21 protein-coding genes and 1 tRNA gene are annotated in these 26,696 nt (G+C 61.4%); 13 read left to right on the top strand and 9 right to left on the bottom strand.

Annotation, left to right across the window (positions count from 1 at the left end; all coding sequences use genetic code 11):
* The first annotated feature begins 395 nt into the window (after positions 1-395).
* From XaplCFBP3123_RS15260 to XaplCFBP3123_RS15255, 3 genes are all read left to right on the top strand, one after another.
* Positions 396-1,232 carry a hypothetical protein gene (locus tag XaplCFBP3123_RS15260; RefSeq protein WP_253254213.1) on the top strand — a complete coding sequence of 279 codons (837 nt, stop codon included), beginning with the start codon at positions 396-398 and terminating at the stop codon, positions 1,230-1,232.
* Positions 1,229-2,326, top strand: coding sequence for a hypothetical protein (locus XaplCFBP3123_RS21265; protein ID WP_146091355.1), 1,098 nt, complete (start codon positions 1,229-1,231; stop codon positions 2,324-2,326). The genes XaplCFBP3123_RS15260 and XaplCFBP3123_RS21265 overlap by 4 nt, the downstream gene beginning before the upstream one ends.
* 481 nt (positions 2,327-2,807) lie before the next feature.
* Positions 2,808-3,452: a LysR family transcriptional regulator gene (locus XaplCFBP3123_RS15255; protein ID WP_429001632.1), complete on the top strand. Its 645-nt coding sequence runs from the start codon at positions 2,808-2,810 to the stop codon at positions 3,450-3,452.
* A 266-nt stretch (positions 3,453-3,718) separates the two neighbouring features.
* Here the strand turns inward: XaplCFBP3123_RS15255 and XaplCFBP3123_RS15250 are convergent, their stop codons facing one another.
* Complete coding sequence (locus XaplCFBP3123_RS15250) at positions 3,719-4,012, bottom strand: helix-turn-helix domain-containing protein (RefSeq protein ID WP_039512342.1); 294 nt, start codon at positions 4,010-4,012, stop codon at positions 3,719-3,721.
* Between the two features lie 101 nt (positions 4,013-4,113).
* On the opposite strand from XaplCFBP3123_RS15250, the gene XaplCFBP3123_RS15245 reads away from it, so the two are divergent.
* Complete coding sequence (locus XaplCFBP3123_RS15245) at positions 4,114-4,770, top strand: LysR family transcriptional regulator substrate-binding protein (protein WP_104534794.1); 657 nt, start codon at positions 4,114-4,116, stop codon at positions 4,768-4,770.
* Positions 4,771-4,827: 57 nt separating this feature from the next.
* Here the strand turns inward: XaplCFBP3123_RS15245 and XaplCFBP3123_RS15240 are convergent, their stop codons facing one another.
* The 5 genes from XaplCFBP3123_RS15240 to XaplCFBP3123_RS15220 form a co-directional block, all read right to left on the bottom strand.
* Positions 4,828-5,829: an XVIPCD domain-containing protein gene (locus XaplCFBP3123_RS15240; protein WP_104534793.1), complete on the bottom strand. Its 1,002-nt coding sequence runs from the start codon at positions 5,827-5,829 to the stop codon at positions 4,828-4,830.
* A gap of 26 nt (positions 5,830-5,855) precedes the next feature.
* Positions 5,856-6,281, bottom strand: coding sequence for a hypothetical protein (locus XaplCFBP3123_RS15235; protein ID WP_104534792.1), 426 nt, complete (start codon positions 6,279-6,281; stop codon positions 5,856-5,858).
* 184 nt (positions 6,282-6,465) lie between these two features.
* Entirely contained in the window at positions 6,466-8,346 is a 1,881-nt protein-coding gene (locus XaplCFBP3123_RS15230; protein WP_172453287.1) for a tyrosine-type recombinase/integrase, read from the bottom strand.
* 238 nt (positions 8,347-8,584) lie between these two features.
* Positions 8,585-8,658 (bottom strand) — tRNA-Gly (locus XaplCFBP3123_RS15225).
* Between the two features lie 104 nt (positions 8,659-8,762).
* Complete coding sequence (locus XaplCFBP3123_RS15220; protein WP_104534790.1) at positions 8,763-10,547, bottom strand: autotransporter outer membrane beta-barrel domain-containing protein; 1,785 nt, start codon at positions 10,545-10,547, stop codon at positions 8,763-8,765.
* A 190-nt stretch (positions 10,548-10,737) separates the two neighbouring features.
* Between XaplCFBP3123_RS15220 and thiS the strand changes: the two genes are divergently transcribed.
* The 4 genes from thiS (at position 10,738) to XaplCFBP3123_RS15200 (ending at position 14,669) form a co-directional block, all read left to right on the top strand.
* Positions 10,738-10,938: a sulfur carrier protein ThiS gene (thiS, locus tag XaplCFBP3123_RS15215; protein WP_104534789.1), complete on the top strand. Its 201-nt coding sequence runs from the start codon at positions 10,738-10,740 to the stop codon at positions 10,936-10,938.
* A gap of 49 nt (positions 10,939-10,987) precedes the next feature.
* Positions 10,988-11,782, top strand: a complete 795-nt coding sequence (locus XaplCFBP3123_RS15210) for a thiazole synthase (protein ID WP_104534788.1) — start codon at positions 10,988-10,990, stop codon at positions 11,780-11,782.
* A gap of 172 nt (positions 11,783-11,954) precedes the next feature.
* Complete coding sequence (trmB, locus tag XaplCFBP3123_RS15205; protein ID WP_104534787.1) at positions 11,955-12,740, top strand: tRNA (guanosine(46)-N7)-methyltransferase TrmB; 786 nt, start codon at positions 11,955-11,957, stop codon at positions 12,738-12,740.
* Between the two features lie 66 nt (positions 12,741-12,806).
* Positions 12,807-14,669 (top strand): SLC13 family permease, encoded by a 1,863-nt coding sequence (locus tag XaplCFBP3123_RS15200; RefSeq protein ID WP_104534786.1) that lies wholly within the window; start codon positions 12,807-12,809, stop codon positions 14,667-14,669.
* A gap of 75 nt (positions 14,670-14,744) precedes the next feature.
* Here the strand turns inward: XaplCFBP3123_RS15200 and XaplCFBP3123_RS15195 are convergent, their stop codons facing one another.
* A complete protein-coding gene (locus XaplCFBP3123_RS15195) occupies positions 14,745-15,086 on the bottom strand; it encodes a Rieske (2Fe-2S) protein (RefSeq protein ID WP_016903330.1) in 342 nt (113 codons plus the stop codon).
* Positions 15,087-15,338: 252 nt separating this feature from the next.
* Here XaplCFBP3123_RS15195 and XaplCFBP3123_RS15190 point away from each other — a divergent pair, with 252 nt between their 5' ends.
* From XaplCFBP3123_RS15190 to XaplCFBP3123_RS15170, 5 genes are all read left to right on the top strand, one after another.
* Positions 15,339-15,614, top strand: a complete 276-nt coding sequence (locus XaplCFBP3123_RS15190) for a hypothetical protein (protein ID WP_104534785.1) — start codon at positions 15,339-15,341, stop codon at positions 15,612-15,614.
* A gap of 220 nt (positions 15,615-15,834) precedes the next feature.
* Complete coding sequence (locus XaplCFBP3123_RS15185; protein WP_104534784.1) at positions 15,835-16,548, top strand: fumarylacetoacetate hydrolase family protein; 714 nt, start codon at positions 15,835-15,837, stop codon at positions 16,546-16,548.
* 60 nt (positions 16,549-16,608) lie between these two features.
* Positions 16,609-17,040: a large-conductance mechanosensitive channel protein MscL gene (mscL, locus tag XaplCFBP3123_RS15180; RefSeq protein ID WP_024940317.1), complete on the top strand. Its 432-nt coding sequence runs from the start codon at positions 16,609-16,611 to the stop codon at positions 17,038-17,040.
* Between the two features lie 109 nt (positions 17,041-17,149).
* The gene (locus tag XaplCFBP3123_RS15175) at positions 17,150-18,568 is read left to right on the top strand and encodes a M28 family peptidase (RefSeq protein WP_104534783.1); all 1,419 of its coding nucleotides are present in this window, start codon (positions 17,150-17,152) and stop codon (positions 18,566-18,568) included.
* A gap of 192 nt (positions 18,569-18,760) precedes the next feature.
* On the top strand, positions 18,761-19,813 hold the full coding sequence (locus tag XaplCFBP3123_RS15170; protein ID WP_104534782.1) for a LacI family DNA-binding transcriptional regulator: 1,053 nt from the start codon (positions 18,761-18,763) through the stop codon (positions 19,811-19,813).
* 244 nt (positions 19,814-20,057) lie between these two features.
* Here the strand turns inward: XaplCFBP3123_RS15170 and XaplCFBP3123_RS15165 are convergent, their stop codons facing one another.
* Entirely contained in the window at positions 20,058-22,994 is a 2,937-nt protein-coding gene (locus tag XaplCFBP3123_RS15165) for a TonB-dependent receptor (protein WP_104534781.1), read from the bottom strand.
* Between the two features lie 141 nt (positions 22,995-23,135).
* Positions 23,136-26,606: a glycosyl hydrolase 2 galactose-binding domain-containing protein gene (locus tag XaplCFBP3123_RS15160; protein ID WP_104534780.1), complete on the bottom strand. Its 3,471-nt coding sequence runs from the start codon at positions 26,604-26,606 to the stop codon at positions 23,136-23,138.
* Between the last annotated feature and the right edge of the window lie 90 nt (positions 26,607-26,696).

The following is a 26,696-nucleotide window of genomic DNA, read 5'->3' as shown; positions in this document are numbered from 1 at the left end:
TATCCTTGTATAATTGTAGCTTGACTACCCCCTCAGCTCAGCCCCTGGCCACTGGTAATCCTTGGCCCGCGCCTACGTGAGATTGATTGTCCCATGCCGATAGCAGGAGCTGTTGATGTTACATGCGATGCTGTCACAAATGCTCAAATTGGCGCAATGCCCGCAGTGCCGACCTCTAGAGGCAGTACGATCACCTGCTGCAAAACGTTGAGCCTGAATCGCCCCTTCTTCTGTAGACGCCTCCAGGCGTCAAGGAAGAGCTGCTAACCCTTCGTAACTGTCCGCTTTGGCCGTTAGCAGTCCTTAACGAAGGCCTGCTTCGGGTCGACTCCAGCCGGTCGAAGGCATGCAGCGCCGGTCAAGTCTTGTGCAACGCTTTGTCACGTCGAATGCAAATGACTGGTCAGTGGCAATGTAAAAGGGTGGTCAAGTGGAATGCAATTCTCCAACTGATTGAATTATGCACTATTGCTCACTTTTACGGTGTGATCATGGCGCCACTAAACGAAGAAGTTGCTGCGCTGTATAAGTTACTTGAAGAGATGACCCTTGCCGAGGACAAAAACTTTGCTTCTTTGCCATCTAAGTGGCTGAAGAAAATCGAAAACTGGCTGATGATCAGTTTCTTGATCACTATTCTGGTGATTCTATTTTTTGCAGCGTGGTATCGCTATGGGCCAGATGCGCCAGTCGTGAAGATGATCGGTGCAATACAGGTTACCAATTGGGTCCTGCTCTTTATTTCACTGCTTTACTTTGTCACCCTCAGCATTGGGCTCTATCAACTCTTTCGGCAACACCGGAGAAAAATGTTTGCACTTATATTGAAACGGTTGGAAAGCGATCTTTTGGACGACGCTCAGTTTATCGGAAGGCTAGCTGAATTTGACAAAATAACCCTTGAGTATGGATTGCTGCAATATAAGCATCGCTGGAGTACTGTTGACGGACGAGTGTCACTCCTGGTCGGTGATATTCGAAAAATCGGCATCTTCCCAGCTTTTGCAGCTGCCGCCATCTCTGTCACTATTCTAGCTAAGCAAGGCAGCAGCTTTATGCTGTGGGCGCCCTTGATTCTGACTTGTTGCTTCTATCTGCTCGCCTTCTATGCGATCGGTCGACGGGAACGCCCCGATCAGGTGATCGCGCTGATTGAACTGGCGATCCGTTATGTCAAGCAACATGATTTGGAAATAAATGCTCAGAGCAACAGTACAAAGGAAGATTCATGAACAGCAAGGACTATTCAGAAAGGCTTGCGCAGCTTAAAGAAGTAAACGCAGTAAACATGATTGCCTTGGGGACTTGGGTACAGAACGAAGCACTTCCATGGCTTTGGGACGAGCTAGGAGGCATCATTTTGACCCCCAAAGCTAAGCACCCGAAGGCTCAGGCACCGTCCGTGCCGCTGAAACTTAAACCAATGAAAGATGCTGAGGCAGTGCGTCAGGGGTTGATCGTTTCGGTGGCGGACCGCAAGAAGATGTCAGATGCCCCGTTTTATCAAGCCCAGCTCACCATGTTGGACGCAGAGGCTAAACGATATTGCTCAAGTATCGCTAATTTTGATCAGTTTTCAAAAACAGAGGTGCCCTTTGCTGCGAATGCATCGATACATACTTTGCATCGAGCGCTAATGGACATGATGGAGCTAGCAGTAGTTCTGTTAGAAGATGCTGCCCGAGAAGTTGCTGGCGTGCACGGCTTCTTTGCTGCATGGCGACGTCGACGCGAAACGCCATTTGAAGTCTTTAAAGGCACTGAGCAGATTATCTACGGCGTTTACTCAGGCATGACTCATGCCGATAGGGCTCCCTACACGCCTGTAGCAGTTCTTCGCACGGCTATAGAGCTACGCTTGCGACATGCCTTTTGCGTCAATAGCCTTGTGGACCCGAGCAAGCCAGAAGAAATGATCCCTATCGACCTTAGTAAGCTCTTTGAGGCCATTCAAACAAGGCAGAGTGAAATCGAATTCGCAGTAGATGTGCATGACGTGTGGAAAATCTATCGATGGAGCAATTTTTATCTTCACGGCGGTGTCCGGGACTTCCCGTGGGTGTCAGGCTTTCTTCTCCAATACCTTCGTCCACTATTTGTTGGTCGACCGCCAACACCAAACGGCGGTTGGAGTATCAATAGTGGGATTCAAATGAAGCGCGAGACTTGGCAGGCTGTGCGATCAGCCCTTGAACCTAAAGTAAAGGAAATCAGTCTTACCGTCAGGATTTCGAATGCTTGGCGAGCATTGACGCCTATCAGAAATCGTCAGCTTCAACTCCCAATAGTTGATGAAAGCGAGGCGCAATGCAAATTCCTAAACTAGTAGTAGCTTCTGATAAAAGCCATATCCTTTGCATTTCTAATTGAATACGAATTACCCGCTTGTAGTGGTTGTAATGGAACTAATTTTTTGTTGTGCGTAGTAATTTTTTCCTGGGTGCGATCTTCGAAAGCGTAGCTGTTTGATCGGCTGCGCTCAATAGTACGGATGTGCTATGGGCAGGTTGAACTATGACCTCTATGTTGGTCAAGCCGTTTCCTGCTCGATAAAAGCGTGCAGTTAGCATCAGCTGATAAAAAACAGCTTAACTTTAATCGACTTGATTGCGTAGTGCCAGCATGTCGGGCGATATCTATAGCAGATATCCTTCTTTTTGCTTAATTAGAAATTTCCGCATCGTCAAACTATGAATTGTGTCAGGAAATTCGTTGCCAACCTAAGCGATGATACGAGCCAGCAACTGAATTATTTTATCCCTCTGCTGTTGGCACAGATGATTGCGACCGTTTAAGGAGTCTGGCGCATGGAGTTGCGACATCTGCGATGCTTCACTGTTTTGGCTGAGGAGCTCCACTTTACGAGGGCAGCTGAACGTCTGCACATTGAGCAGTCCCCTTTATCCCGAACCATCAAGGAGCTTGAGGAGGAATTGGGCACCCTGCTGTTTAATCGAGACCGAAGAGGCACACAGCTGACCGAAGCCGGAAAAGTGTTTCTGCCGGATGTACGGCGCTTGTTTACGACCTTGGAACAGGCTCGGGACAACGTTAAAGCGGTATCTTCGGGCTATAAAAGCAGTTTGCGTATCGCCGTATCCTATGGCGCAATCGACCCTCGCCTATCTGATTTTCTCGCAATGTGCCGCGAGGAGGAACCTGAAGTTGAGGCTCGCCTAACCGAAGTCGCACTTCCCGAGCTCCTGCGCGGATTGAGGTCTGGAGACTTCACCGTCGGTTTTACGCACACCGATGTGGTTGGGGAGGGAATCGCTGTAGAACCGATCTGGCAAGCAAGAATGGTTGTCGTCATACCGGCTCGCCATCCGTTACTGGCTTTCAGGGAGGTTCCGGTTGAAGAACTCTTTCGGGTCTCTTTGATCATGTGCGACCGCCAAGCTTATGAGGGCTACCACAGAGTACTCACCCGGCTCTTGCAGGCCTTGGACTAGCAACCGAACGTTATTGAGCGGGCAGCGTCACTTGATGTAATGCTCACTCTCGTTGCTGCTGGGTACGGAGTCGGTCTGGCCTCTGCCGCCAGGATGGTGCCCTGTAAACATCCTGATGTGGTAATACGTCCTTTAGCAGATGACTCGGCACTTATTACAACCTACATGCTGAAAAGCACGGGTACGGCGACCTCAATTTCTTTGGACAGGTTTACGGCACGCCTCAAGGAGAAAATCGATTGAGGGAGGGCTGCACGGCGTGCAGTTCAATTTTTTAGGTCGACTTGCAGATTGTTTTCGGTAGCAGCCATCAAATTCGCCGCGGTTTCGTTCAAGGCTGTAGCGACTCTCAGGATCAATGCCAAGGTAGGCATGTGTTGCCCACGTTCAATCTTCCCCATGTGAGAACGCTCAATACCCGCGCGAGTAGCAAGCTCTTCTTGCGATATCTGACGCGCAACACGTGCGGCACGTACTGCCTTGCCGAAAGCTATCGCAGGCTCGGCCTCATAGGTGGTGGCGCCCGCTGGGCGGCCTGGTTTCATTGTGCGCTTTTGCATTAGCGAAAGCGTCGCGCATCAAGCTTAACTAAACCACGTTAAACTTAACTCTTTGTATAATGCTTTATGACTTTCCCCTACCTACACCAGAGGGACAGACCATGAGCCAGGATTATTGCCATCAAACGATCAGGGTTGCCGCCGCTCCAGCAGTGCTGTCACCTGAGCTGGCGAATCTTCTTGCGCTTCAGCGAACAGAAGAGCCCGAGACACCGGTTCTACTAGAGGAAGTCACCCAGGACGTGCTCTCAACGGGCGTACTTGGCGGTACTTACGACTTGGGCATAGGCTGGCCTGCAGCAATTGATACGCTGGCCGTCCAGCCACTATGGCGCGACCGTCTGGCTCTCGCCTTGCCCCCGCGCTCTCCATTACTAGCGCATCAAGCCATTTCGTTAGGTGCGGTCCTAAGCTACCCACTTATCTGTTGGTACTCGAACGCTTGCGCTGAAGGGTTTTATAACGAGGCAGCAACGGATGATTGTGGGGCTCATCTATGCTGTACTTCAGTAACTTCTTTCGATTTGCTGGCGGTGCTTGTAGCCGCGGGATATGGCATCGGTATCGCGCCGCAGAATTGCATCATCAATGCCCGTAATCGGGGTATCGTAATGCGTCCGATCCTCGGCACTCCGCAATGGTCCTACACCTGTCTTTTTCGGCCGGCAGCTGCTCTCTCGCCTGCAACTGAAAGGTTTGTCGAGCGCGCGTCTCGGATAGCAATATCCACTGAAAGCAAATGCTCTCGGCGAAAATAGCTGAAGTGAGATAAAGCGTTTACGTCCGGGATTCACATCGGGATATTGGCAACGCTGCTACAAAGACGGCACAGTTGTTCGTTGCCGTGCTTCCTGCTCCGGGATCTGGTGTGAAGGTTGCTGTTGCGCGTGCTCCTGTGCCGATCCACTGCTCTGCAGTGTTTGCACCTTTTCGAATGACTGCTCAACTGGGGTCTGTATCGCTTCCTTAGTCGGCATGTAAGCACGCAGTGCTGCAGGATTGTCTGAAGCGCCCTGCAGAATGAAGATTTTTTCGCCAGCCGCTGCGGCGCTGGTCTGTTGGCTCAGGGCGATTTCGTCAACACTACTGAAATTGTTTTGCTTGGCGAGTGCGTAAACACTGGCGCTGATGCGGTCATTGTCTGCAGCATGCAAGTGGCCGGAACCGTTTAGTCCCTCGATCTTCTTGCGTATCTGCTGCATCAATGCGTGATCCGGATGATCATAGCGTGTAGGGTCGTTAGCTGGCTTACGCTCGGGCTCCCGATCCTCAGTTGGTTGCTCGCGGTAGCGCAGTTCCTCTATACGTTCCTGCGGCAGCATACGGTTGCCAAGGCCCGGCTCGATCCTGCCAGGAAAACCCTCTACCGGTAAACTCATCAATTCGCCTAAGGTTCGGAAGGCGGAATTGCTATTAACGGTGTCACCAAAGACCTTGAAGCCATACTTGGGATAGTTCAGATTCAGTGCATTGAGTTCTGGCATCGCTTTAACTGCAGTGTTCCAACGCGCAAGGATCTCATCCTTATCTCCGATGGCGACTGTGCGTGATTGCTGGTTATCCTCAATGAAGGTACTTCGACTCACGTCGGTGCCAACTGAGGCTGCATATGCACTATCGAGGGCAAGGTTCCAAGCACGAAGGGAATGCCTAGCCTCGTCAGTACCTATTGTAAGTGCTTCGCCGGTTTGTCGATCAGTGGCCAAGCCGTGTAACTCAGCTAGAGCTTTCCCCCGCTCATCGCGCAAAACCCAGAAATCGTGTCCAGCTACACCAAGAACATTGAGTGATCTTGCTTCAATCGTATATTTCGGCATGCTCTGATCAATCCATGAATGCTTTGCTATTGCTTCCTGCTAGAGACGCACGAGTCTAGCAAGCTCTTGAGGTTGTTCATCGCCTGTGCCACCCCTAGGTCAATAAAGTAGGGACCGCCACCTCTAAGCGTTATATCCGCCTGGTTCGCTCCTTGCGCACGTTCGATGCGCATGCGGAATCCGGTGCGGTTCTTATCGTCAAAGGTTCCGGATTCAAGTACTCCATTAGTGCTGTCCCTATGCGTGACCTCTCTCCAAGAACTATCGGTTGCAGAAAGTTGGCTGATGCTGAGTTCGGCGCAGTCAAAAAGACGTTGGTTTGGCAGGTCGTGAGGAATCATCAAGTGATCGGAAGCTGTGGGAATCTTCCCGGTGGCTAGGAACGCGTTGCATCCTCCTAATGAGGAGATTGCCAAACTAATGATAGTGAAAACTTTCAGCCGAGGTTTCATTTTGCTCTCCTGATAAGCGCTTAACGCGTCACACTTCGACGATGCTGCGAGAGTGACGGAACACCAGTGTAAGTGGAACAGTAAGGCTTGTCGGTTTGACTACCCATTAGAGGAGCACTTGGGGCCTCGCCCTTAAATATGACTTTTGAAGCCCCATTCGCCTTGCTCGGCCTTCATACCTGCCTCAAAATTCAGACATGCATTCGGCAACTCTTTTTATGGGGACTCGCTTCTCAACGACTGGCGTCGCTGTTTCCGATACTGCCCGGCAAACCGCCTCGACCATCGCTTGCTGATTGTCCGAGGTGAGCGCTTCAATAGGCGACTTGCCTTCAAGTTCCTCGCAAGGTCGCGTCAAGGCGTAGTAGATATCCCATGTATCAACGCCACGGTGCAGGCGCTTGAGTACCGCCTGCACCAAGCGGCGCTTGAACATGTTGAGTTGCCACACCGGTACCCGCTGCCCCTTGTTTCCCAACTGAATTGAAAGCAGGTTGCGGGCCTGGATCTCGTAAGTAATCCACCGCCGCGATTTGCCCGCGAGCTTGGCATAGTCCGCGACGACCAGGTTGTCGGGCCCTTCAAAAATGTCCAGTACCTCCAATCGCTCTCGCTGGACCTCAGAGATCTTCGGTAGAGCGTATTCAGGCATTTGTACTGCAGAGAGCCGCTGAGTCCCGGCGCCGACTGCTGGCATCGTTTGCTCATTGGGTGCTACCAGCATGATGGGAGCGTGTTGGCCCAACGCCGGCAGCGGCGTGACCTTCTGACCGGCAATCGTGGGAACGCCCTGAAGGTGGATGGTGAGGTGCGTGCTGGCAATCTGAACCTGATTTTGCTCGAACAGATCCAGCCGATCAGCCCGGTCCTGCATCATTAGCCGACGCTGTTCAACGTACTCGGCATGGTTGTAGGTTGCGCTGATGCGATTGGGGTCAGCATGTGAGAGTTGCGCGTCGACCCATACCTTTGGATAGCCCAATTCATTGAGTGCTGTTGAAATCGTCGCCCGGATGCCATGACCAGTGAGGCGACCGTCATAGCCCAGCCGCTTGATTGCGCGGTTGACCGTGTTTTCGCTCATGCGGGCACTGATCTGCTTTACGCCCGGAAAGAGATACGTTTGCGCGGGTTTAAACTGATCAAGCATGTGCCGCACGATCTCGATGGCCTGCACAGGCAGCGGCACGATGTAGGGCGGGATGTCGGTTACGCGCTTTCGCTTCTTCTTGGTCAGCATCTTGCGCTGCTTGAGCGACATCACCGGGATGATCCACAAACCTTGTTCCAGATCGAATTGGTCCGGCGTGGCCAAACGTAGTTCGCCTGTGCGTACACCCGTCAGCAGCAACAGGCGAATGGCCAATTGGGTCATCTGCATGCCGCGGTACTTGCGAAGTGTCTGCAGAAACAGGGGTAGCTCGGGCATACGCAGGAATGGGTTGTGCTCAACGGGCGGCAACGGCACAGCGACCACGTGTAGATCGATGGCGGGGTGCTCGACCATGCCCGGAATGACCACCATGGCGTAGTCGGCGAGTTGCTTGAGCCAGGTGCGCACCTTTTCGGCGACGGACAGTGACTCGCGTTTCTCGATGCGGCCGATCACTTCCAGTAGCACCGGACGGGTGATCTCGTAGATGGTGTAGCGTTTGAGGTAAGGGAATACATCTTTTTTGAACACGCGGCGGATCTGTTCCAGCGAACTCTGACGACCTTCTTCGAGGGTCAGTTGCCGGTGTTCCATCCACTTTCCGTAGACCGCCATGAAGGTGTTTTCGCCAGCCAACCGGATGGCCTGGCGTTTTTGCTTTCGGTCTGTGCGTGGGTTGATGCCCTTGGCGACGAGCGCCCGAGCCTGGTCACGAAATTCACGAGCCTCCCGCAGAGACAGTTCGGGATAGCTGCCAAGTGAAATCCGGGCACGTTGTCCTACCCAGGTGTAGCGGAAGTGCCAGGCTTTGCCGCCAACAGTAGAGACGTGAAGAAATAGACCATCAAAGTCTGCGAGTGTGTAGGGCTTGTCGCTGGCTTTGGCTTGCCGGACGACCATATCTGTGAGCATGCGTACCAACTCCTGATGCTGCGAGTTGGATGCGATGTTTGTTCCGGGGGGCCTGCTCTTCCAGCAACAATGCGGAACGGGTGTTCACCGCATTTTGACCGCAAAACGTACCGATTTTGACCGGTAGTCAGTGGATTTCGCTGGACGTCACTGGACTGAAGAAGAGGGGTAATTCAGAACCAGATCAGTCACTTACAACGTTCCTTGGCGCTTGGTGGACGTCAGTGGAAAGTTGAAGTGGAGCGGGCGATGGGAATCGAACCCACGTCAGTAGCTTGGGAAGCTACAGCTCTACCATTGAGCTACGCCCGCGCGGCGTTGCGAGAGTGTAGGCGGGTGCGGGTGTCGGGCGCAATGCGTAGACGTGACGAGGGCCGGTTGCCCGGCCCTCGTCTGCAACACATGTGGTGCGTGGATCAGAAGTTGCCGCTGAAATTCACGAACAGCGTCGCATCGCGGGCGCTGCGCTGGGCGGTGGTGGTGCTCAGGCCGATGTTGCTCTGCAGGCCCCACAGGCCGGTGCGGGCCCCCAGCACGACGGTGGCGTAGTTGCGATCGAAGTTCTGCCCCGGGACGGTGTACATACCCACTTCCGGCATCGACTGCAGCCAGGCGCTGGCCTCGGTACCGTCCTTGAACTCGTGGTCGTAGGTCGCCTGCAGGTACGGCTTGACCATTGCGCCGTCCAGGCGCACCTGGAAGCCGATACGGCCGACCATCGAATCGATGTCCTGATCGGCATAGCCCAATGCGGTGGAGCTTTCGTTGCTCTCGGTGTAGCCGTCGAGCTTGAGCTTCTGCCAGGTCAGGCCGACCACCGGGCCGTACTTGACGTTGCCTTCGCCCAGCGAATAGCCGGCGTTGACCGCGGCGGTGAGGTTGCTGCCGTCCGGCGAGCCGCTGTGCACGCGCGTAGCCGGCCCGAGCTGCACTTCGCGGTCGACGTCGTAGCTCAGCCAGCTGTAGCTGACCTGGGCGTTGACCCAGACCGGGCCGGTGTACCAGCCGAAGAAGCCACCCAGGGTGGTGTCGTCCTGCTTGAAGCTGCCGTTACGGTTGCCGAAGTCGGCGTCCATGCTGCCGAAGCCTGCAAAGCCGCCGAACACCAGGTCGCCCGCAGTCCAGTCCACGCCGAACAGGCCGGCCGGAGCCATGCCGTCGTACAGATCGGCGTGATCGTAGCGCTGCATGTCGCCACGCACGCTGCCCCACCAACGCAGGCCATCGGCGTCCGGCTTGCCGTCCAGATGCCACGCCACCTGGTCGGCGCGCGCGCGGCCGATGGCCTGCGCCGAATGCGTCAGCACCTGCTGCAGGCGCGGCGCTTCCAGCAGCGAGATGGCGTACTGGCCCAGGATCTGGTGGGTGGCGGTGCTCGGATGGATACCGTCGGCAAACACATAGGTGTTAGCCGCGTTGGCAGCGACCAGGCTGGTCGGGTTGCAGGCCGGCAGCGGCACGGCCGGGTTGCAGGCGGTGCTGGTGACGTTGCTGAAGCCGTAGGTGCCCGGATCGGCGACCACTTCCTGCAGGATGTGGAAGGTGTCGACCGGGATCACGCGCAGGCCGGCCGAACGCAGGCCATTGAACAATGCGGTGTTGTAGGCGGTTGCCGCAGCAGTGCCCTGCGCCATCGCGGCGGCACCGCCGGCGCGGAAGCGCGGGGTGATACCCACGTCCGGAATGGTCGGCACCATCACATAGCGCGCGCCGGCCGCCTGAAAGGCGCCGACCGCACCGACCTGGGCGGTGACCGCGTTGCCGATGATGGCCTGCGCCTGGGCCGGCGCGGCTGCAGCGGCGAGCAGGTCGTTGGCGCCGCCCCACACGGTGTAGAGCGCGTTCGGATCGGCCTGGCCGCCGTTGGCGCCCAGGTAGGTGTTGATCTGGCTGGTCACCGAGGGCGCGGCGCCGAGCACGCTGGTCGAACTGGCCTGGATGCGTGCGCCGCCGGCAGCGTAGTTGTCGCCGGTCTGGCCGTTGCCGTTGGGCGCGGCATTGGTGCCGTAATGGTCGGCGACGTATTCGGCCCAGACCCAGCCCGGGTTGGTGGTGAACTTGCCGGTGACGGCGCGCGAGGCGGCCGGCAGCAACGGGTTGTAGTAGCCGCTGTCGGTAAGGCTGTCACCGAAGAACACGGTCTGGTCGAAGGCAGACGCGGCCATGGCCGGGGTGGCCGCAATGGCGATGGCCACGGCCATCAGGGAACGGATCGGGCGAAGAGTTGAAGCCATGGGAGTGCCTGTTCAAGGTAGTGTGGAACTGGACCGGACCTGCTGACGTACGCCGGCGCATGGCACATGGTTTCACCCTCGCCGCCCGCGCTCACGCTGCATTGCCGCATAACGTAAAAACGCGCGCCCTGACGGCACGCGATGCCACAATGATGACATGAACATTCGACTCAACGGCACCCTGCGCGACCTTCCCGACGACTTGCTGCTGGCAACCCTGCTGGAGCAGGAAGGTCTTGCACAACGGCGCGTGGCGGTGGAGGTCAATGGCGAAATCGTGTCGAGAGGGCGGCATGCCACGCATCGGTTGCGTGCCGGCGATGTGGTGGAGATCGTGCACGCGCTGGGCGGCGGTTGATGCGGCGCGCAGGCCGGCGCAGCTGCGCGCGATCGGTGATAATTGCCTGATGACCAATACCGCCCCCTCTGATGCGCTGATCATCGCCGGCAAGCCCTACCGTTCGCGCCTGCTGACCGGCACCGGCAAGTTCAAGGATCTGGACGAAACCCGCCTGGCCACCGACGCGGCCGCCGCGCAGATCGTCACCGTGGCGATCCGCCGGGTGAACATCGGCCAGGACCCGAACGCGCCCAGCCTGCTCGATGTGCTGCCGCCGGATCGCTACACGCTGCTGCCCAACACCGCCGGCTGCTACACCGCTGAAGATGCGGTGCGCACCTGCCGGCTGGCGCGCGAATTGCTGGACGGCCACAACCTGACCAAGCTGGAGGTGCTCGGCGACGCGCGCACGCTGTATCCGGACGTGGTGCAGACGCTCAAGGCCGCCGAGCAGCTGGTTGCCGACGGCTTCGACGTCATGGTCTATACCTCGGACGATCCGATCCTGGCCAAGCGGCTGGAAGAGATCGGCTGCGTGGCGGTGATGCCGCTGGCCGCCCCGATCGGCTCAGGGCTGGGCATCCAGAACAAGTACAACCTGCTGGAAATCATCGAAAACGCCAAGGTGCCGATCATTGTCGATGCCGGTGTGGGCACGGCATCGGATGCGGCGATCGCAATGGAGCTGGGCTGCGACGGCGTGCTGATGAATACCGCCATCGCCGGTGCGCGCGATCCGATTCTGATGGCAAGCGCGATGCGCAAGGCGATCGAGGCCGGACGCGAGGCGTTTCTGGCCGGGCGGATTCCGCGCAAGCGGTATGCATCGGCATCGAGTCCGGTGGATGGTGTGATTGGATGAGCGGGTGTGCTGCGTTGACATTGCAGTCGATGCGCAATGCTTGGCCGTGTGACGTGCCGGATGTGGCCGTTGCTGGGTCGCGTATTGCTGCGAGTGCCCCCCTCACGCCGTACCCTCACCCAACCCCCTCTCTCAAAGGGAGAGGGGCTTCGTTTTTTGATGTGACTGACTCATGACCGATCCTTTCACCAGCGACGGCGCCAAGATGCCGCCCAAGCCCTTCACCATCGAAGAGGGCCGCCGGCAGGTGCGCAGCTTCGTGCTGCGCCAGGGCCGCTTCACCCCGGCGCAGCAACGGGCGTTCGACGAGTTGTGGCCGCGCTTCGGCCTGGACTACAGCGGTACGCCGCGCGATCTCGATGCGGCCTTCGGCCGTCCCGCGCCCAAGGTGCTGGAGATCGGGTTTGGCAACGGGGCGGCATTGCGCTTCGCCGCGCAGCAGGACCCGGGCCGCGACTACATCGGCATCGAGGTACATGCGCCCGGCGTCGGCCGCCTGCTCAATGCGCTGGACGATGATGGCAGCACGCACGTGCGCCTGTACCACCACGATGCGGTGGAAGTGCTCGAGCACGAGATTGCCGACGGCGCGCTGGACGAGGTGCGCATCTACTTCCCCGATCCGTGGCACAAGAAGCGCCACAACAAGCGCCGCCTGATCCAGCCGGCGTTTGCGGAATTGGTGGTGCGCAAGCTGCGCGATGGCGGCCGCCTGCACGCGGCCACCGACTGGGCCGATTACGCCGAACAGATGTGGGACGTGCTCGACGCCACAGCGGGCCTGGTCAATCGCGCCGGCCCGCGCGGCCACGTCGACCGCCCCGCCTGGCGCCCGCAGACCCACTTCGAAACCCGCGGCCAGAAGCTCGGCCACGGCGTGTGGGATCTGCTGTATGACCGGGATTCGGGAATCGGGAATCGGGAATCGCAGGAGCAAACGGCGGCGCCCCCCGGATAACTCACAGCGTCAGCGCTTTCCCGCTCTGCCAATTCCCTATTCCCGACTCCCCATTCCCGGCCCCTAATGGACACCGCGCTGACACTGACCAACGATATGAAGCTCGTCCTCGGGCTGGTCGGTTTCACGATGGCGATGTTTTTGTTCGAGCGCATCCGCGCCGACGTGGTGGCCTTGATCGTGCTGGTGGTGCTGGGCGTGACCGGGCTGGTGGCGCCGGAAGAACTGTTCGGTGGCTTCTCCGGTAACGCGGTGATGAGCATCATCGCCACCACCATTCTCGGTGCGGGGCTGGAGCGCACCGGTGCGTTGAATCGCCTGGCGACCTGGTTGCTGCGGCGCTCGCACGGCAGCGAACAACGCCTGATGATGATGACGCTGGCCATCTCCGGCCTGAACTCGTCCTTCATGCAGAACCCGTCGGTGATGGCCTTGTACCTGCCGGTCGCCTCGCGGCTGGCCGCGCGCACCGGGCTGACCCTGCAACGCATGCTGCTGCCGATCGCCGCAGCCATCGTGATGGGCGGCGCGCTGACCATGGTGGGCAATTCGCCGCTGATCCTGCTCAACGACCTATTGGTATCGGCCAACAACAACCTGCCCTCGGGCATGGCCAGCATCGAGCCGTTGACGATGTTCGCACCGCTGCCGATCGGCGTGGCCTTGCTGATCGCCGCGCTGCTGTACTTCCGTTTCTACGGCGACCGCAAGCTGATCGAAGAAGAACGCCTGATCAACGAAGGCGTCACGCCCTCGCGCACCGAAAGCTATTTCGCCAAGACCTACGGCATCGACGGCGATGTGTTCGAGCTCACCGTCAGCGCCGAAAGTCCCCTGGTCGGCATGACCCTGGGCGAAGCCGAGGCGCTGCACAACGCGCCGTTGCTGCTTGCCCTGAAGACCGGCAACGACACCCGCCTGGCGCCGCCGGCCGACATGCGCATCTGGGTCGGCAGCGTGCTCGGCGCGATGGGGCCGCGCCAGGAAGTGACCGACTTTGCGCAGAACCAGTTCCTGCGCATGTCTTCGCGCCTGCGCAACCTGGGCGACCTGTTCAATCCCAGCCTGGCTGGCATTTCCGAAGCCTTGATTCCGCCCAACTCGCGGCTGATCGGCAAGACCGCGGCCGAGTTGCGCCTGCGCAAGCAGAGCGGCATCAGCCTGCTGGCGATCAACCGCGACAAACAGGTGATCCGCGAGGACGTACGCAACGTGCCGCTGCGCGGCGGCGACATGCTGGTGTTCCACAGCATCTGGCAGGACCTGGCGCAGGCGGCGGAAAGCCGCGATTTCGTGCCGGTGACCGACTTCCCCAAGGGCGAGCAGCGCCCGCACAAGTTCAAGATCGCCATGGCGATCTTCGCCTTCACCATCCTGATCGCGCTGACCTCGCGCTTGCCGGTGGCGCTGACGTTGATGACCGGCGTGGCCTGCATGCTGGTCAGCGGCGTGCTGCGCATGGACGAGGCCTACGCCTCGATCAACTGGAAGACCATCTTCATGATGGCCGGCCTGATTCCGCTGGGCTGGGCGATGGACAGCAGCGGCACCGCGGCCTGGGTGGCCGGCCATACCATCGACCGCCTGCCCGAAGGCATTCCGGTGTGGGCGCTGGAAATCAGCCTGGCGCTGCTGACCACCGCGTTTTCGCTGGTGATCAGCCATGTCGGCGCCACCATCGTGATGGTGCCGATCGCGGTCAACCTGGCGCTGGCAGCCAACGGCAACCCCACCGCGTTCGCGCTGATCGTGGCGTTGTCGGCGTCCAACAATCTGATGACTGCCTCCAACCCCGTGATTTCGATGGTGGCCGGCCCGGCCAACTATCAGCCGCGCGAGCTGTGGCGCGTGGGCGCACCGCTGTCGCTGATCTATATCGTGGTGATGGTGTCGATGATCAACCTGATGTTCTGGTGGGCAGCGCGGTGAGCCGGCGTGTTGGTCGGCGATAGCGATCGCTGCGAATGTGCGCGGACGATGGCGACCACGCCCCGGACCAGCAACCTAGCCAAGGACCACCTGATCACCTTCGACACGCACCGGCACCGCCAGCAGCGATTGACCGCGGCACGGGCCGCTGATGCATTCGCCGCCACCCAGCTCGAACGCTGCGCCATGCGCTGCGCACACCAGATGGCCTTCCTTGGTCTTGAGGAACTGGCCGGGCGCCCAGTCCAGCCGACGGCCGGCGTGCGGGCAGACGTTCAACCAGGCGCGCACCTGCGCACCATCGCGATACAGCACCAATGACTCCGGGCCGCCGTCCCAGACCGCTTCGACTTCCAGAAATCCGGCATCGGGAATCTGCGCCAGTTCGGCGAGCGTGGTGGACGATGACGAAGACATGCGGTCTGCTGTTCTAGAACGGACTGCGATTGTGGCATGCGCCTGCATCGCTCAGACGCCATGCGATAGCGGCCACTCGCGCGCGCTTGTCACCACCGCGGGCAATACTTCTGACCGGTACGACGACGATGTCGCACCTCATCGGATGTGATGGATTTTGCAAAACGGACCATTGTTTAACGAAGTTTTCACTCAATGACATGAAACCGCAACGATACTGCGGGCCTGTTTCCTTCCCGGCAGCCCACCGCCATGCCTGCACGCATCTTCCAGTTCGGCAACCTCCACCACCTGTTTGCCCCGCGCAAGCCGCGTCACCCGCTGGTGCGTGTGGCCGCCGGGCTGGCTGGCCTGGTCATCCTTGCGGTGCTGATCTTCTTCAGCGTGTTCGTGGGCGCGGCGATGATCCTGGGCGGCATTGCCTGGAAGCTGTTGAGCAAGTCGGACCGCCGCACGCCGCAGCACACGCGCGTGGTCGAGGCCGAATACCGCGTGGTGCGCAAGCCCGTGCTGCCGTTGTCGCACTGAAGCGCCATTCCACCGCCATCTGGTGCGGTGGGCATTGAATCCTGATGTCACTGCGCGCATGACCTGACCGGCATGCGCGCTTTCGCCTGCGCCGACGCAGACCGTGATCGCACGCACTGCCAGGCAGGCAGCGCGATGCACTCAACGCGCAGCACGGCGGTTCCGTCATGCACAGTCAAACGGCTAGACTCACGTGCTCCGTCGCCCCAAGGATGCGTGCATGACCCACGATGTGATTCCCGCCGCCGATGTTCCGCGCATTCCAGTGGTTGGTGGCGGCAGCTTTCCGGTGCACCGCATCTACTGCGTCGGCCGCAACTTTGCCGATCACGCACGCGAGATGGGCGCCAATGCGCCTGCTTCCAAGGCCGAACGTGGCCAGCCGACCTTTTTCATGAAGCCTGCCGATGCGATCGTGGTCGGCCACGGCGACCATATTCCGTATCCGCCCGGCACCAGGGAACTGCACCACGAAGTGGAACTGGTGGTGGCACTGGGCAGCGATGCGCCGGCCGGCGAGTTGCCGGTGGAACAGGCAGAGACGCTGATCTACGGCTACGGCGTGGGCCTGGATCTGACCCGACGCGACCTGCAGGCGGCCGCCAAGGCCAAGGGGCTGCCGTGGGACATCGCCAAGGGCTTCGATCACTCCGCTCCGATCAGCGAATTGGTGCATGCCGGCGAAGTGGGTGCGCTGGAGGCCTTGAATCTGTCGCTGGAGGTCAATGGCCAGGTGCGTCAGCAGTCGTTGCTGGATCAGATGATCTGGAACGTGCCGGAGATCCTGCATGAGCTCTCCAAACTCTACGCATTGCGCGCGGGCGATCTGATCTTCATGGGCACGCCGGCCGGCGTCGGCCCGCTGCTGCCCGGCGATCAGTTCAGCGCACGCCTGGAAAACGTCGCCGAGCGCCACGGCATCATCGCGGGCTGACACGCCGCCCGCTACGATCACACCGCGGCAGTTGGTCCGCGACCGCATCTGGAGTGCGCTATGGGAATGGTCAGCGAATTCAAGCAATTCGCGATGCGTGGCAATGTCATCGACCTGGCGGTCGGTGTGGTTATCGGTGCAGCGTTCGGCAAGATCGTCACTGCGCTGGTGGAAAAGATCATCATGCCGCCGATCGGCTGGGCCATCGGCAATGTGGATTTCTCGCGCCTGGCCTGGGTGCTCAAGCCAGCCGGTGTCGATGCCACCGGCAAGGAAATTCCGGCAGTGGCCATCGGCTACGGCGATTTCATCAACACCGTCGTGCAGTTCGTGATCATCGCCTTTGCGATCTTCATGGTGGTCAAGTTGATCAACCGCCTGACCCACCGCAAGCCGGACGCCCCCAAGGGCCCGAGCGAAGAAGTGCTGTTGCTGCGCGAGATCCGCGATTCGTTGAAGAACGACACGCTGAAGACACCGGGCGTGCCGTAAGCGGACGCATCCGCTGCGCAACTTCGCGCAGGGGGATGACCTTTCGCACGCAGACGGGGGACCTCGCGCTGATAAGCTCGGGGTCCCCTTGTCGTTGGAGCCGTCCTGCATGCGTCGCCTCGCTGTTGCCATCTCTGCCCTACTCGCCTGCGCGCCTGCGCTTGCCGCACAGACCACCATCGCCGATGGCGCGCTACGCACCGCCGCGCAGCTGCGCGAGCAGGCCCTGGCCGACACCACCGGCGTTGCGGTGGTGGAATCGCTGACCACCGAAGTGGGCCCGCGCATTGCCGGTGGCGAGGCCGATCCGCGCGCGGTGGCCTGGGCCAAGGCCAAGTTCCAGTCGCTGGGTTTCGACAAGGTGTGGACCGAGCCGGTGAGTTTTCCCAAGTGGCAGCGGCGCAGCGAGCAGGCCGCGGTGATCGGTGCGCATGCGCAGCCCCTGCACATCACCGCACTGGGCGGCAGCCCGGGCGGCACCGTCGAAGGCGAGGTGGTGCGCTTCGAAAACCTGGCCGCACTGCAGGCCGCGCCGGCCGGCTCGCTGGCCGGCAAGATCGCGTTCGTCGATTACCAGATGACCAAGGCGCGCGACGGCAAGGATTACGGCAATGGCGGCGCGGTGCGCAGCAAGGGCCCGTCGGAAGCGATCCGCAAGGGCGCGGTCGGCTTCGTGATGCGCTCGGCCGGCACCGACTCGCACCGTGTGCCGCATACCGGCATCACCCGTTTCGATGAAGGCCTGACGCCGGTACCGGCAGCGGCGTTGTCGGTGCCCGATGCCAACCAGCTCGCGCGCCTGGCCGCGCTGGGCAGCACGCGTGTGCGGCTGGCACTGGATTGCGGCTGGGACGGCACCGCGACCTCCTACAACGTGATCGGCGAAATCACCGGACGCAGCAAACCGAAGGAAGTGGTGGTGATCGGCGGGCATCTGGATTCGTGGGATCTGGGCACCGGCGCGATCGACGATGGCGCCGGCGTGGCGATCACCATGGCCGCAGGCCACCTGATCGGCCAACTCAAGCAGGCGCCCAAGCGCAGCATCCGCGTGGTGGCCTTCGCCAACGAGGAGCAGGGCCTGTACGGCGGCAAGGCGTATGCGGCCGCGCACGGCAAGGATGCCAGGGACATGGCGCTGCATCAGATCGGTGCGGAGAGCGACTTCGGTGCCGGGCGCATCTATGCGTTCAACACCGGCTCGGCGGCACCGGAAGACTCGCGCGCCGCGACCAAACAGATCGCCGAGGTGCTCGCGCCGTTGGGCATCGCCTATGCGCCGGACAAGGGCGGTCCCGGCCCGGATGTCGGCCCGATCTCCACCAAGGGCGGCGCATGGGCATGGCTGGCGCAGGACGGCACCGACTACTTCGATCTGCACCACACCGCAGACGACACGCTGGACAAGATCGACCCCAAGGCGCTTGCGCAAAACGTCGCGGCCTACACGGTATTTGCGTATCTGGCGGCCGAAGCGGATGGCGATTTCGGTAGTCGCGCGAAGAGCGTGCAACCGCCGAGCGAGTAAGTGCGGCTGAAGACGTCGCGGGCGCACCTCGGTTGAGTGCGGATGGCACAGGTGACGCGCACGGTGCGCGTTGTCTGTGCCGATACCCGACATCGGCAGTGACGATTGCCAGCGGCCAGGCACGTCTCGGTTGCTGCAGGCCTCAAGCGCATCATCTGCCCTTTCGCTTCCACTCCAGGACGAGCACACACAATGGCGGCCAAGCGCCAACGCAGTGCCAACAACGCAGCGACCTTGCTGGATGTCGCCAAGCACGCCGGCGTCTCGCCGATGACGGCCTCGCGCGTCATCAACCGCCACCCGCATGTCGGCGAGGAGATGCGCGTACGCGTGGAAGCCTCGGTACAGGCATTGGGGTATCGCCCCAACCTGGCAGGCCGTTCGTTGCGCACCAGCGGGCTGTTGCGCATCGGCGTGCTGTACAGCAATCCCAGCGCGGCCTACCTCAATCAATTCATGCTCGGCCTGCTCGAACAGAGCAGCCTCAATGGCAGCCAGGTGCTGGTGGAAAAATGCGGCGCCATCCGCAGCCAGCGTGCCGCCACCGAGCGTTTGCTGGCGGCCGGCGTGGACGGGGTGATCCTGCCGCCCCCGTTATGCGATTCACGCCAGACCATCGCCGAACTCGATGCGCGCGGTATCCCGGTCGTGGCGGTGGCGAGCGGCGCACCGATGGCGCAAATCAGCTCGGTGCGCATCGACGACTACCAGGCCGCGCGCGGCATCGTCGATCACCTGATCGAACTCGGCCATCGCCGCATCGCCTTGATCAAGGGCGACCCCAAGCACACGCCAAGCGCGTTACGTGCCAACGGCTATCTCGACAGCCTGCAGGCCGCCGGCCTGCCTGTGGCCGAAGAATTGATGGCAGACGGTCTGTTCACCTATCACTCCGGCCTGCTTGCCGCGCGCAGCCTGCTCGCACAGGCACAACCACCCACCGCCATCTTCTGCAGCAACGACGATATGGCGGCTGCGGCCGTTGCGGTCGCACACGGCCTGGGCTTGCGCGTGCCCGAGGATGTGTCGGTCGCCGGCTTCGACGACACCCCGGTGGCCACCACCATCTGGCCCGAACTCACCACCGTGCATCAACCGGTCACTGCGATGGGCCGCGCGGCGGTGTCGCTGCTGGCCGATGCGATCCGTCAGCGACGCAAGGGCGATACCGCACCGGGCGTGCATCAGGTGATGAAGTACACCGTGGTCAAGCGCGGCTCGACGGCAGGGCCGCCGGCGCGGTAATGGTGCGTCGATCAGCAGCGTGTGATACCTGAGCGCGGCCGCAGCACGCACAAAAAAACGGCCACATCGCTTCCCGACGATGCGGCCGAATGGGAGGGTGCCCGACGTTGCCGTCAGGCGTACTGCAGCGCCGCAATCAGCGGCGACGGGAAGTAGAGCGCAATGACCGCTTGGAACGTGACAACAGCGAAACATGTGCGACACGGCGCGCAGGTGCGCCGTGTCGCACAACCATGCAGCCGGATCAGAACCGTAGACGCAGGCCGGCGTAGTAACGGCGCTCGAAGATGTTCTGATCGTAGTAGTGGTTGGTCCACTGCGCGTAGCGCCGCTCGCTTTCGCCGGTCAGGTTGGTCGCCTGAGCGTACAGGGTCAGATGGTCGTTGACGTCGTAGCTGAAGGACGCATCGAGATAGCCGACGTCGTCGTTCCAAATCGCCAGCTCGTCGCCCCATGCACCGCTGTTGACCTGGCTGAAGCGCTTGCTGCGCCAGTTGTAGGCCACGCGTGCCTGCAACTTGTCCTTCTGGTACCACAGCACCGCATTGGCCTGATGCTTGGAATTGTCGCCAATCGGCAACGTATTGCCTTCGATATCGGTGTTGTCGGTGTCGGCGTCGGAGAAGGTGTAGTTGATGTTGGTACCGAAGCCGCTCAACCAGCCGGGCAGGAAGTCGAAGGCTTGCTGATACCCCACTTCAAAGCCCTTGATCTTGCCGCCACCGCCATTGACGATGCGCTCCACCGGGCCGCCCAGCCGCGCCACGCCATCGGCGTCGGGCAATAGTTCGATGTTGGTCACCGTGGTGGGGAACGACTTCACGTCGATCAGGAACGCACCCACGCTGATCAGCGACGCATCGGAGAAATACCATTCCCACGAGGCGTTGTAGTTGGTGGCGCGATACGGATCCAGATCCGGATTGCCGGAGCGGCCATTGAGGAACAGCACCGCATCCGAGGGCAACGCGGGATTGCGCGGTGGCGTGCCGTTGACCGCGTAGAAGCTCACCAGCCCACGCCCGAGATCGGGCAGGTCCTGGCGCGCCACCGCCTTGTTGTAGGCGAAACGCATCTTCTGCGCATCGGTGATGTCCAGCGACAGGTTGGCGGTGGGCAGCACGTCGGTGTATTGGCGGTTCAATCGATTGGTACCGATCGCCGGGCTGACGCCGTTCCATTCCACGTTGCCGATGAACACATTGCCGCTGCTCAGGTACTGATCGATCGCCAGCTTGGTCTGCACGATGCGTGCGCCGATGTTAGCCGTCCACGGGACCGCGCTGCCGGTACCACCTTCCAGATTCGCCAGAAAATACGCCGCAGTGCTCTTCTCGGTGACCTTGTACGAATCGGCAGCCTGCTGATAGGCCACGTTGCCGGGGTACAGACTGTTGAGATAGCCCACCGGGTCCTTCATGACCTGCGGATTGATCGCCGGCAGCCCCTGGCTGCCCAGGCCGGTGACCTTGAGCGGATCGAAGTCGTTGAAATACGCCCAGTAACCGGGAATCGAATTGAACGGCAGCAGACGCGCTTCGGAGACGCCGCTGCAGGTGTCCACGATCAGCGGATCCTTGAAGTAATACAGCGAGCGATTCGGGTCGGCGCAGGTGGTCGACACCGGCGATAGATAGCGATAGGTGTCCAGCTTGACCTCGCGCTCGCCGTAGCGGATGCCGAACTGGAAGCCACGCACCACGCCCTCGTCGAACTCGAAGGTGCCATCGGCGCGGAATGCGTCCATCGTCGCTTCGATCTTGTTGCCCTGCGCCCAGGTCGACATCAGCTGCCAGTTGTCCGGGTTGGACACATCGGTGCCGAGGTTGACCGCCGGATAGGTGCCGCGGAAATCCACCGAGGCATCCACCGTCGGCAGGCCATTGGCGTTGGCCCACTGCGTCACCCCGCCTGCGCGGGTGATCTGGTCGCCGCGTGTCACCACCGCATCGGCACGCGCTTCGTCGTAGGTGCGCTGCGCATCGCCATGCACCCACCGGAACGAGGCACGCAAGGGGCCACCGTCATCGAAGCGCAGTTCCAGATTGGTGTTGAGCGCGTCCGAGTCGGCGACGCCGGCCATCGAGTGGGCCTGAAAGCGGTTGTAGCGGAACTGACCGTATTCCAGCACGCCATTGGAATCGACCACCGATCCGGGCTGCAGCTGGTTGGTGGCCCAACCGGTGTGCAGCTGCGCCGCGACCGAGGTGTCCTGGTCTTCGAGCTTGGTGTAGGCCGCATCGGCCAGCACCGTCCATGCGTCGTTGATGTTGAACTGAAACGAGCCGTTGATGCCGGTGCGCTGGCGATCGGTGCTGCGGTTGTCCAGCTCGGTGGCGACCCAGTTGTAGAAATAATCGCGTGGCAGGTTGGACGGATCGGTATTGCTGCCGATGCGGCCATCGCCGTTGAAATCAAAGCCCACGTTCTGCTCGGTGGATTTCTGCGCGCCATTGGAATACACGCTGGGATGCTTGTTCTCCAGCGTGGCATCGGAGTACGACACCGCCAGCAACGCGCCCCAACGCTCGGTGCGGAAACTGGCCAGGCCCGAGTACAGCTCGTTGAGTTCCTGCACGCGGTCGCCGTAGGAGCCCTCGGCCTGGCCGCTGAAGGTCCAGCCTTCCGGCAGGTCGAACGGGCGCCGCGTCTTCAGCGAGACGGTACCGCTGATCCCGCCATCCAGATCGGCGGCGGTCGGCGATTTGATCACGTCCACGCCGCTGAACAGCGTCGGCGGGATGTCGACGAAATCCGGCTGCGCGCGGCCGATGTTCGGTTGGCCGTACTGGTCGCCGCCACCGGCGCTCAGGTACAACTCGCCGTTCATGGTGGTCTGCACCTGCGGCATGCCGCGGATATTGAGCTGCGAGCCCTCGCCGGCCGAACGCCGGATCTGCACGCCGGGCACGCGTTGCAGCGAATCGGTGATGGTGACATCGGGCAACTTGCCGATGTCCTCTGCAGAGATCGAGTCGATGATCTGCGCAGCGGTGCGCTTGTTTTCGATGGCCTCGGCCTGCGCGCCGCGCACGCCCTTGACCATGACCTTGTCCAGGTCGGTGACCCCGGCGGCGTTGCCGGCGTCCTGTGCGCCTGCGCTGCCTGCAAGCAGCGTGAGTGCGGCCGCGAGTGCGGCGGCCAGTGGGGTGTGGCAGGTGTTCGCATGCAGCTTGTTCATGGTCCCCTCCCAGGGATGACGACAATCCACGACCGTTTCGAATGGCATTGCAGGAACGGCAATGCGGTATTGGCTGACGCGCAATCGGCGCGTCAGTGCGACCGCCGTGCGGGGGCACGGCGTGGCAACGCGCTGGCGCCGCTACGGAGGCCCGCTGGCAATGCCTGTTGATGGTTGGACATTCCAGCCGCGCACCTGCAGCGTGGCGTTGCGCAGGCTCGCCGCGGACGGGCCGCGAATCTCGACCTCGCGCTGCTCGCCCGGCACCAGACTGAGATAGTTGTCGCTGTAATACGCCGGCAGGATGCGCTGGCCCTGCGCGTCCACCAGGGTCAGCTTGGTGTTGAGCGCCACCTGTTGCGAGGCATTGCGCACGGTGGCGCGCAGCACCGGTTTCGCGCCCTCCTGCAGCCGCGTGCTGAGCTGCACCGGCACTGCCGCCAGCGCATCCAGGCCGCGCATGGCCGCCGCATCGCGCGCCACCCAGTAGAAATTGCGTGAACGCACGACCGCATCGCGATCGAGCAATTGCAGCCGTACAAAGCCCAGGCCATTGGTGTCCTTGAGTAATGGCGCAAGTTGCAGCACCGGTGCCGACACCGAAACCGCTGCGGCTTCCAGCGCTTGCTCGCGCTGCTGCAGCAACTTTCCGTCGGCGGCATAGACTTCCGCGCGTACGCGCAGGCCGCTCACAGGCTCGGCCGCATTGTTGACCACCACCACCTCGTGGCCGGGCAGGTTCATCTGCACATGCAGCATCTCTGCCGCGTTGCGCACACCGTAATAGGCCGCGTGGGTGTCGTAGTCGTGGCTGTAGATCTGCCACATACTGCTAGGCCAGGCCGGATGGCTCATCCATAGCAGCCGCCCGCTGTTCTTGCTCCACAGCTGGGCGTTGAAACCTTCGAAGATGGCGCGATGCGTTTCGTAGTTGAGCAGCTGCGCCTTGCGTTCGAAGTCGGCCAGGCTGGTCGGCGCACCGAACTTGTCGGTCAGCGCGCGCATGAAGCTGGCAGTGTCGCCGTTACCGGACTGGTGCCAGTCGTGATACGCCCAGGCATCGCCGATCGGCCACTGGTCCTGCACGGCAGGCACCGATGCCTTGAACGACTCCAGGGTGGAGAACGAGGGCGTGCCCACCTCCACCGAAAAGCCCTGCGCCAGTTTGTTGAAGTACGCCAGCGGCTCGCGGTAGTTGTACGGGCCACTGACCTGCAGATTGATCTCGTTGGAACTGCCGGTGTACCAGCGCGTGCCATCGAGTTCGGCAACCAGTGTGTCCAGGCCTTCATTGAGGATCGGTGCCGGCACGCCTTCGTTGCGCCCGAACCACAGCACGATCGAAGGATGATTGCGGAAGCGCTTGATCACCTCGGCGGCATTGTCCAGGAACAGCGCCGCGTCGGCCGGCTCCATGTTGTAGTTCTGGGTGGACTGCCAGAAGTCGTTGAACACCAGCATGCCGTATTCGTCGGCCAGCTCGTAGAAACTGGCTTCGGTGTTCTGCCCCACCCAGTTGCGCACCACATTGAAGTGCGCATCGCGCTGCAGACGGAAATACGGCTCCAGCCGCTCGCGCGAGACCCGCTTGCGCCAATCGTCCATGCCCCAGTTGCCGCCCTTCACCGCAATGCGCACGCCGTTGATGCGCAGCGCCAGATGCGGGGCCAGGCGGGTGTCGTCGAGCAGTTGCACGGCCGGCGAAGACAGGGCGCCGGGATACAGGGATTGCGCATTGCCACCCGGTACCGGCCGGATCGCTGCATGCCGCACGTCAACGATGCGCTCGCCGCGTTGCCGGGCTTGATTGAGATCGACCAGGACGCGACGCAACGCGCCATCGTCGTCGAACAACGACAGCTCGTAGGTCACCTGACGAATGCCGAAGCGCAGCTGCCGCGCATCCGATGGCGCACCGGCCACCTCGACACTTGCCTGCAAGGTATACAGCGCAGGCTCGCCATAGCCGTTTGGCCACCACAGGCGTGGATTGGCGACGACCAGCTGCGGCGTATCGGCGGCGGTGAGCTTGAGCGTGCTGCCACCGGCCGGTACGTTGACCTCGCGCCGGATGCGCACATCGCCGAAGGCCAGCTGCAGCGTGCCCTGCACTGCTGCGGCGGTGTCGTTGCGCAGCGGCACGTTGATCTCGAGTTCCGCACGGCGGTGATCCGGTGCCAACCGTGCGGTGACGACCTGCGTATCGCCCAGCGCCACGGGACCTGTGACATGCAGTTGCACGTCCTGCCAGAGACCGGCATTGCGATCGCGTACCGCCGGAATCCAGTCCCAGCCTTCGCTGGCGATGAAGGTCGGTCCGTCCAGCGCCTGCATGCCGCCATTTTCGCCGACGCCCGCCGTCATCGATTGTTCGTGCGCGATGCCGGGATGCGGCGGTGGCGACACGCGCACCGCGATGACATTCCTGCCCGGCTTGAGCTGCTTGCCGACATCGAAGCGACCGCGTGCGAATGCGCCACGGGTACGCCCGACCTGGGCGCCGTTGACCCAGATCTCGCCGGCATAGTTGATGCCGTTGAACAGCAGTTCCAGTCGCTTGCCTTGCAGTGACGCCGGCAGATCGAAACTGCTGCGGTACCACCAGTCCTGCCGGCTCAGCGATTCGGGAATCGCCATGTTGTTGAGGCCGATGTCCGGGTCCGGATACACGCCACGATCGACCAGCGTGGTGAGCACCGTGCCCGGTACGGTCGCGGCGCGCCAGCGGGTGTTGCCGGCGGCGTAATCGCTGCGCGACAGCGTCGCACCGCTGGCTTGACCGAGCTCTGGCGCAGCAGCGAGTTGCCATGCGCCGACCCGCCATGAGGCGGCATCCAGCGCCTGCAACGCAGGCGCATCCGACACCGGCCTGGCGACCGGCGCCGGGAAGGGCGCCGCACTGCGCGGCAGGGTCGCCGCCGCTTGCGGTGCGAGTTGCCCCGCCATCTGTTTGACCTGCACGCGCCAGCCGGGCGATGCGTCTTCGAAGCGCTGCAACGCCGGATCCGGCGTCTGTCCGGCAAGCCGTGCGATGGCCGCCGCATCCAGCGCACCGGCCTGTGCGGTAAAGCCTGCGATCTCGCCGCCGAAGTGCTGCGTATACGCCACCGGTTGCTGGCGCGGACCGAACACCAGCGTGGCCGTGACAGCGGTTTGCTGCACGCTGCCGCTGGCCACCTGACGGCCATTGGCGTACAGGCGCAGGCGCGTGCCCTGTGCAATCGCGGCGACCTGCGTCCAGACACCGGCACGCATCTGCTGCTTGCTGCGCAGCAGATGATCTGCGCCTTGGGCAAAGCCCAGCATGCCGTTGTCGATGACGAAGAATCGGCCAGCCGCCTGCGGATCGCCAAGACCGGCAATCAACGCCGGGCCGGTCGTCCCGCTGGACGGCCGCACCCAGCCGGACACGCTCCAATCCGCATCGGCGGCCAGCAGCGGTGTCCCGGCGGCGAGCTTCTTGCTCAGCCCGACACCGCCAGCGAGCACGCGCACGTCGTAGGGACCGGGCGGGTCGGCATCGGCGGGTGCAGCCTCCACTGCAGTCCACGCGATGCAACCACACAACACCCACAGCGCTCCACGGCGGAACGCCTTGCGAACCATCAGCATTAGAGGCCTCTCCCAAGCTCTACTGCCAAGCAACGGTGCACATCGCGTCGGCGCAACCGTCAAAGCGACGCGTAGCCGCCTTGTCAGTGC

The organism is Xanthomonas arboricola pv. populi, assembly GCF_002939945.1.
Lineage (GTDB): Bacteria > Pseudomonadota > Gammaproteobacteria > Xanthomonadales > Xanthomonadaceae > Xanthomonas > Xanthomonas arboricola_A.
The sequence above is the reverse complement of the archived record's forward strand: the minus strand, read 5'-3'. Positions and strand labels throughout refer to the sequence as shown.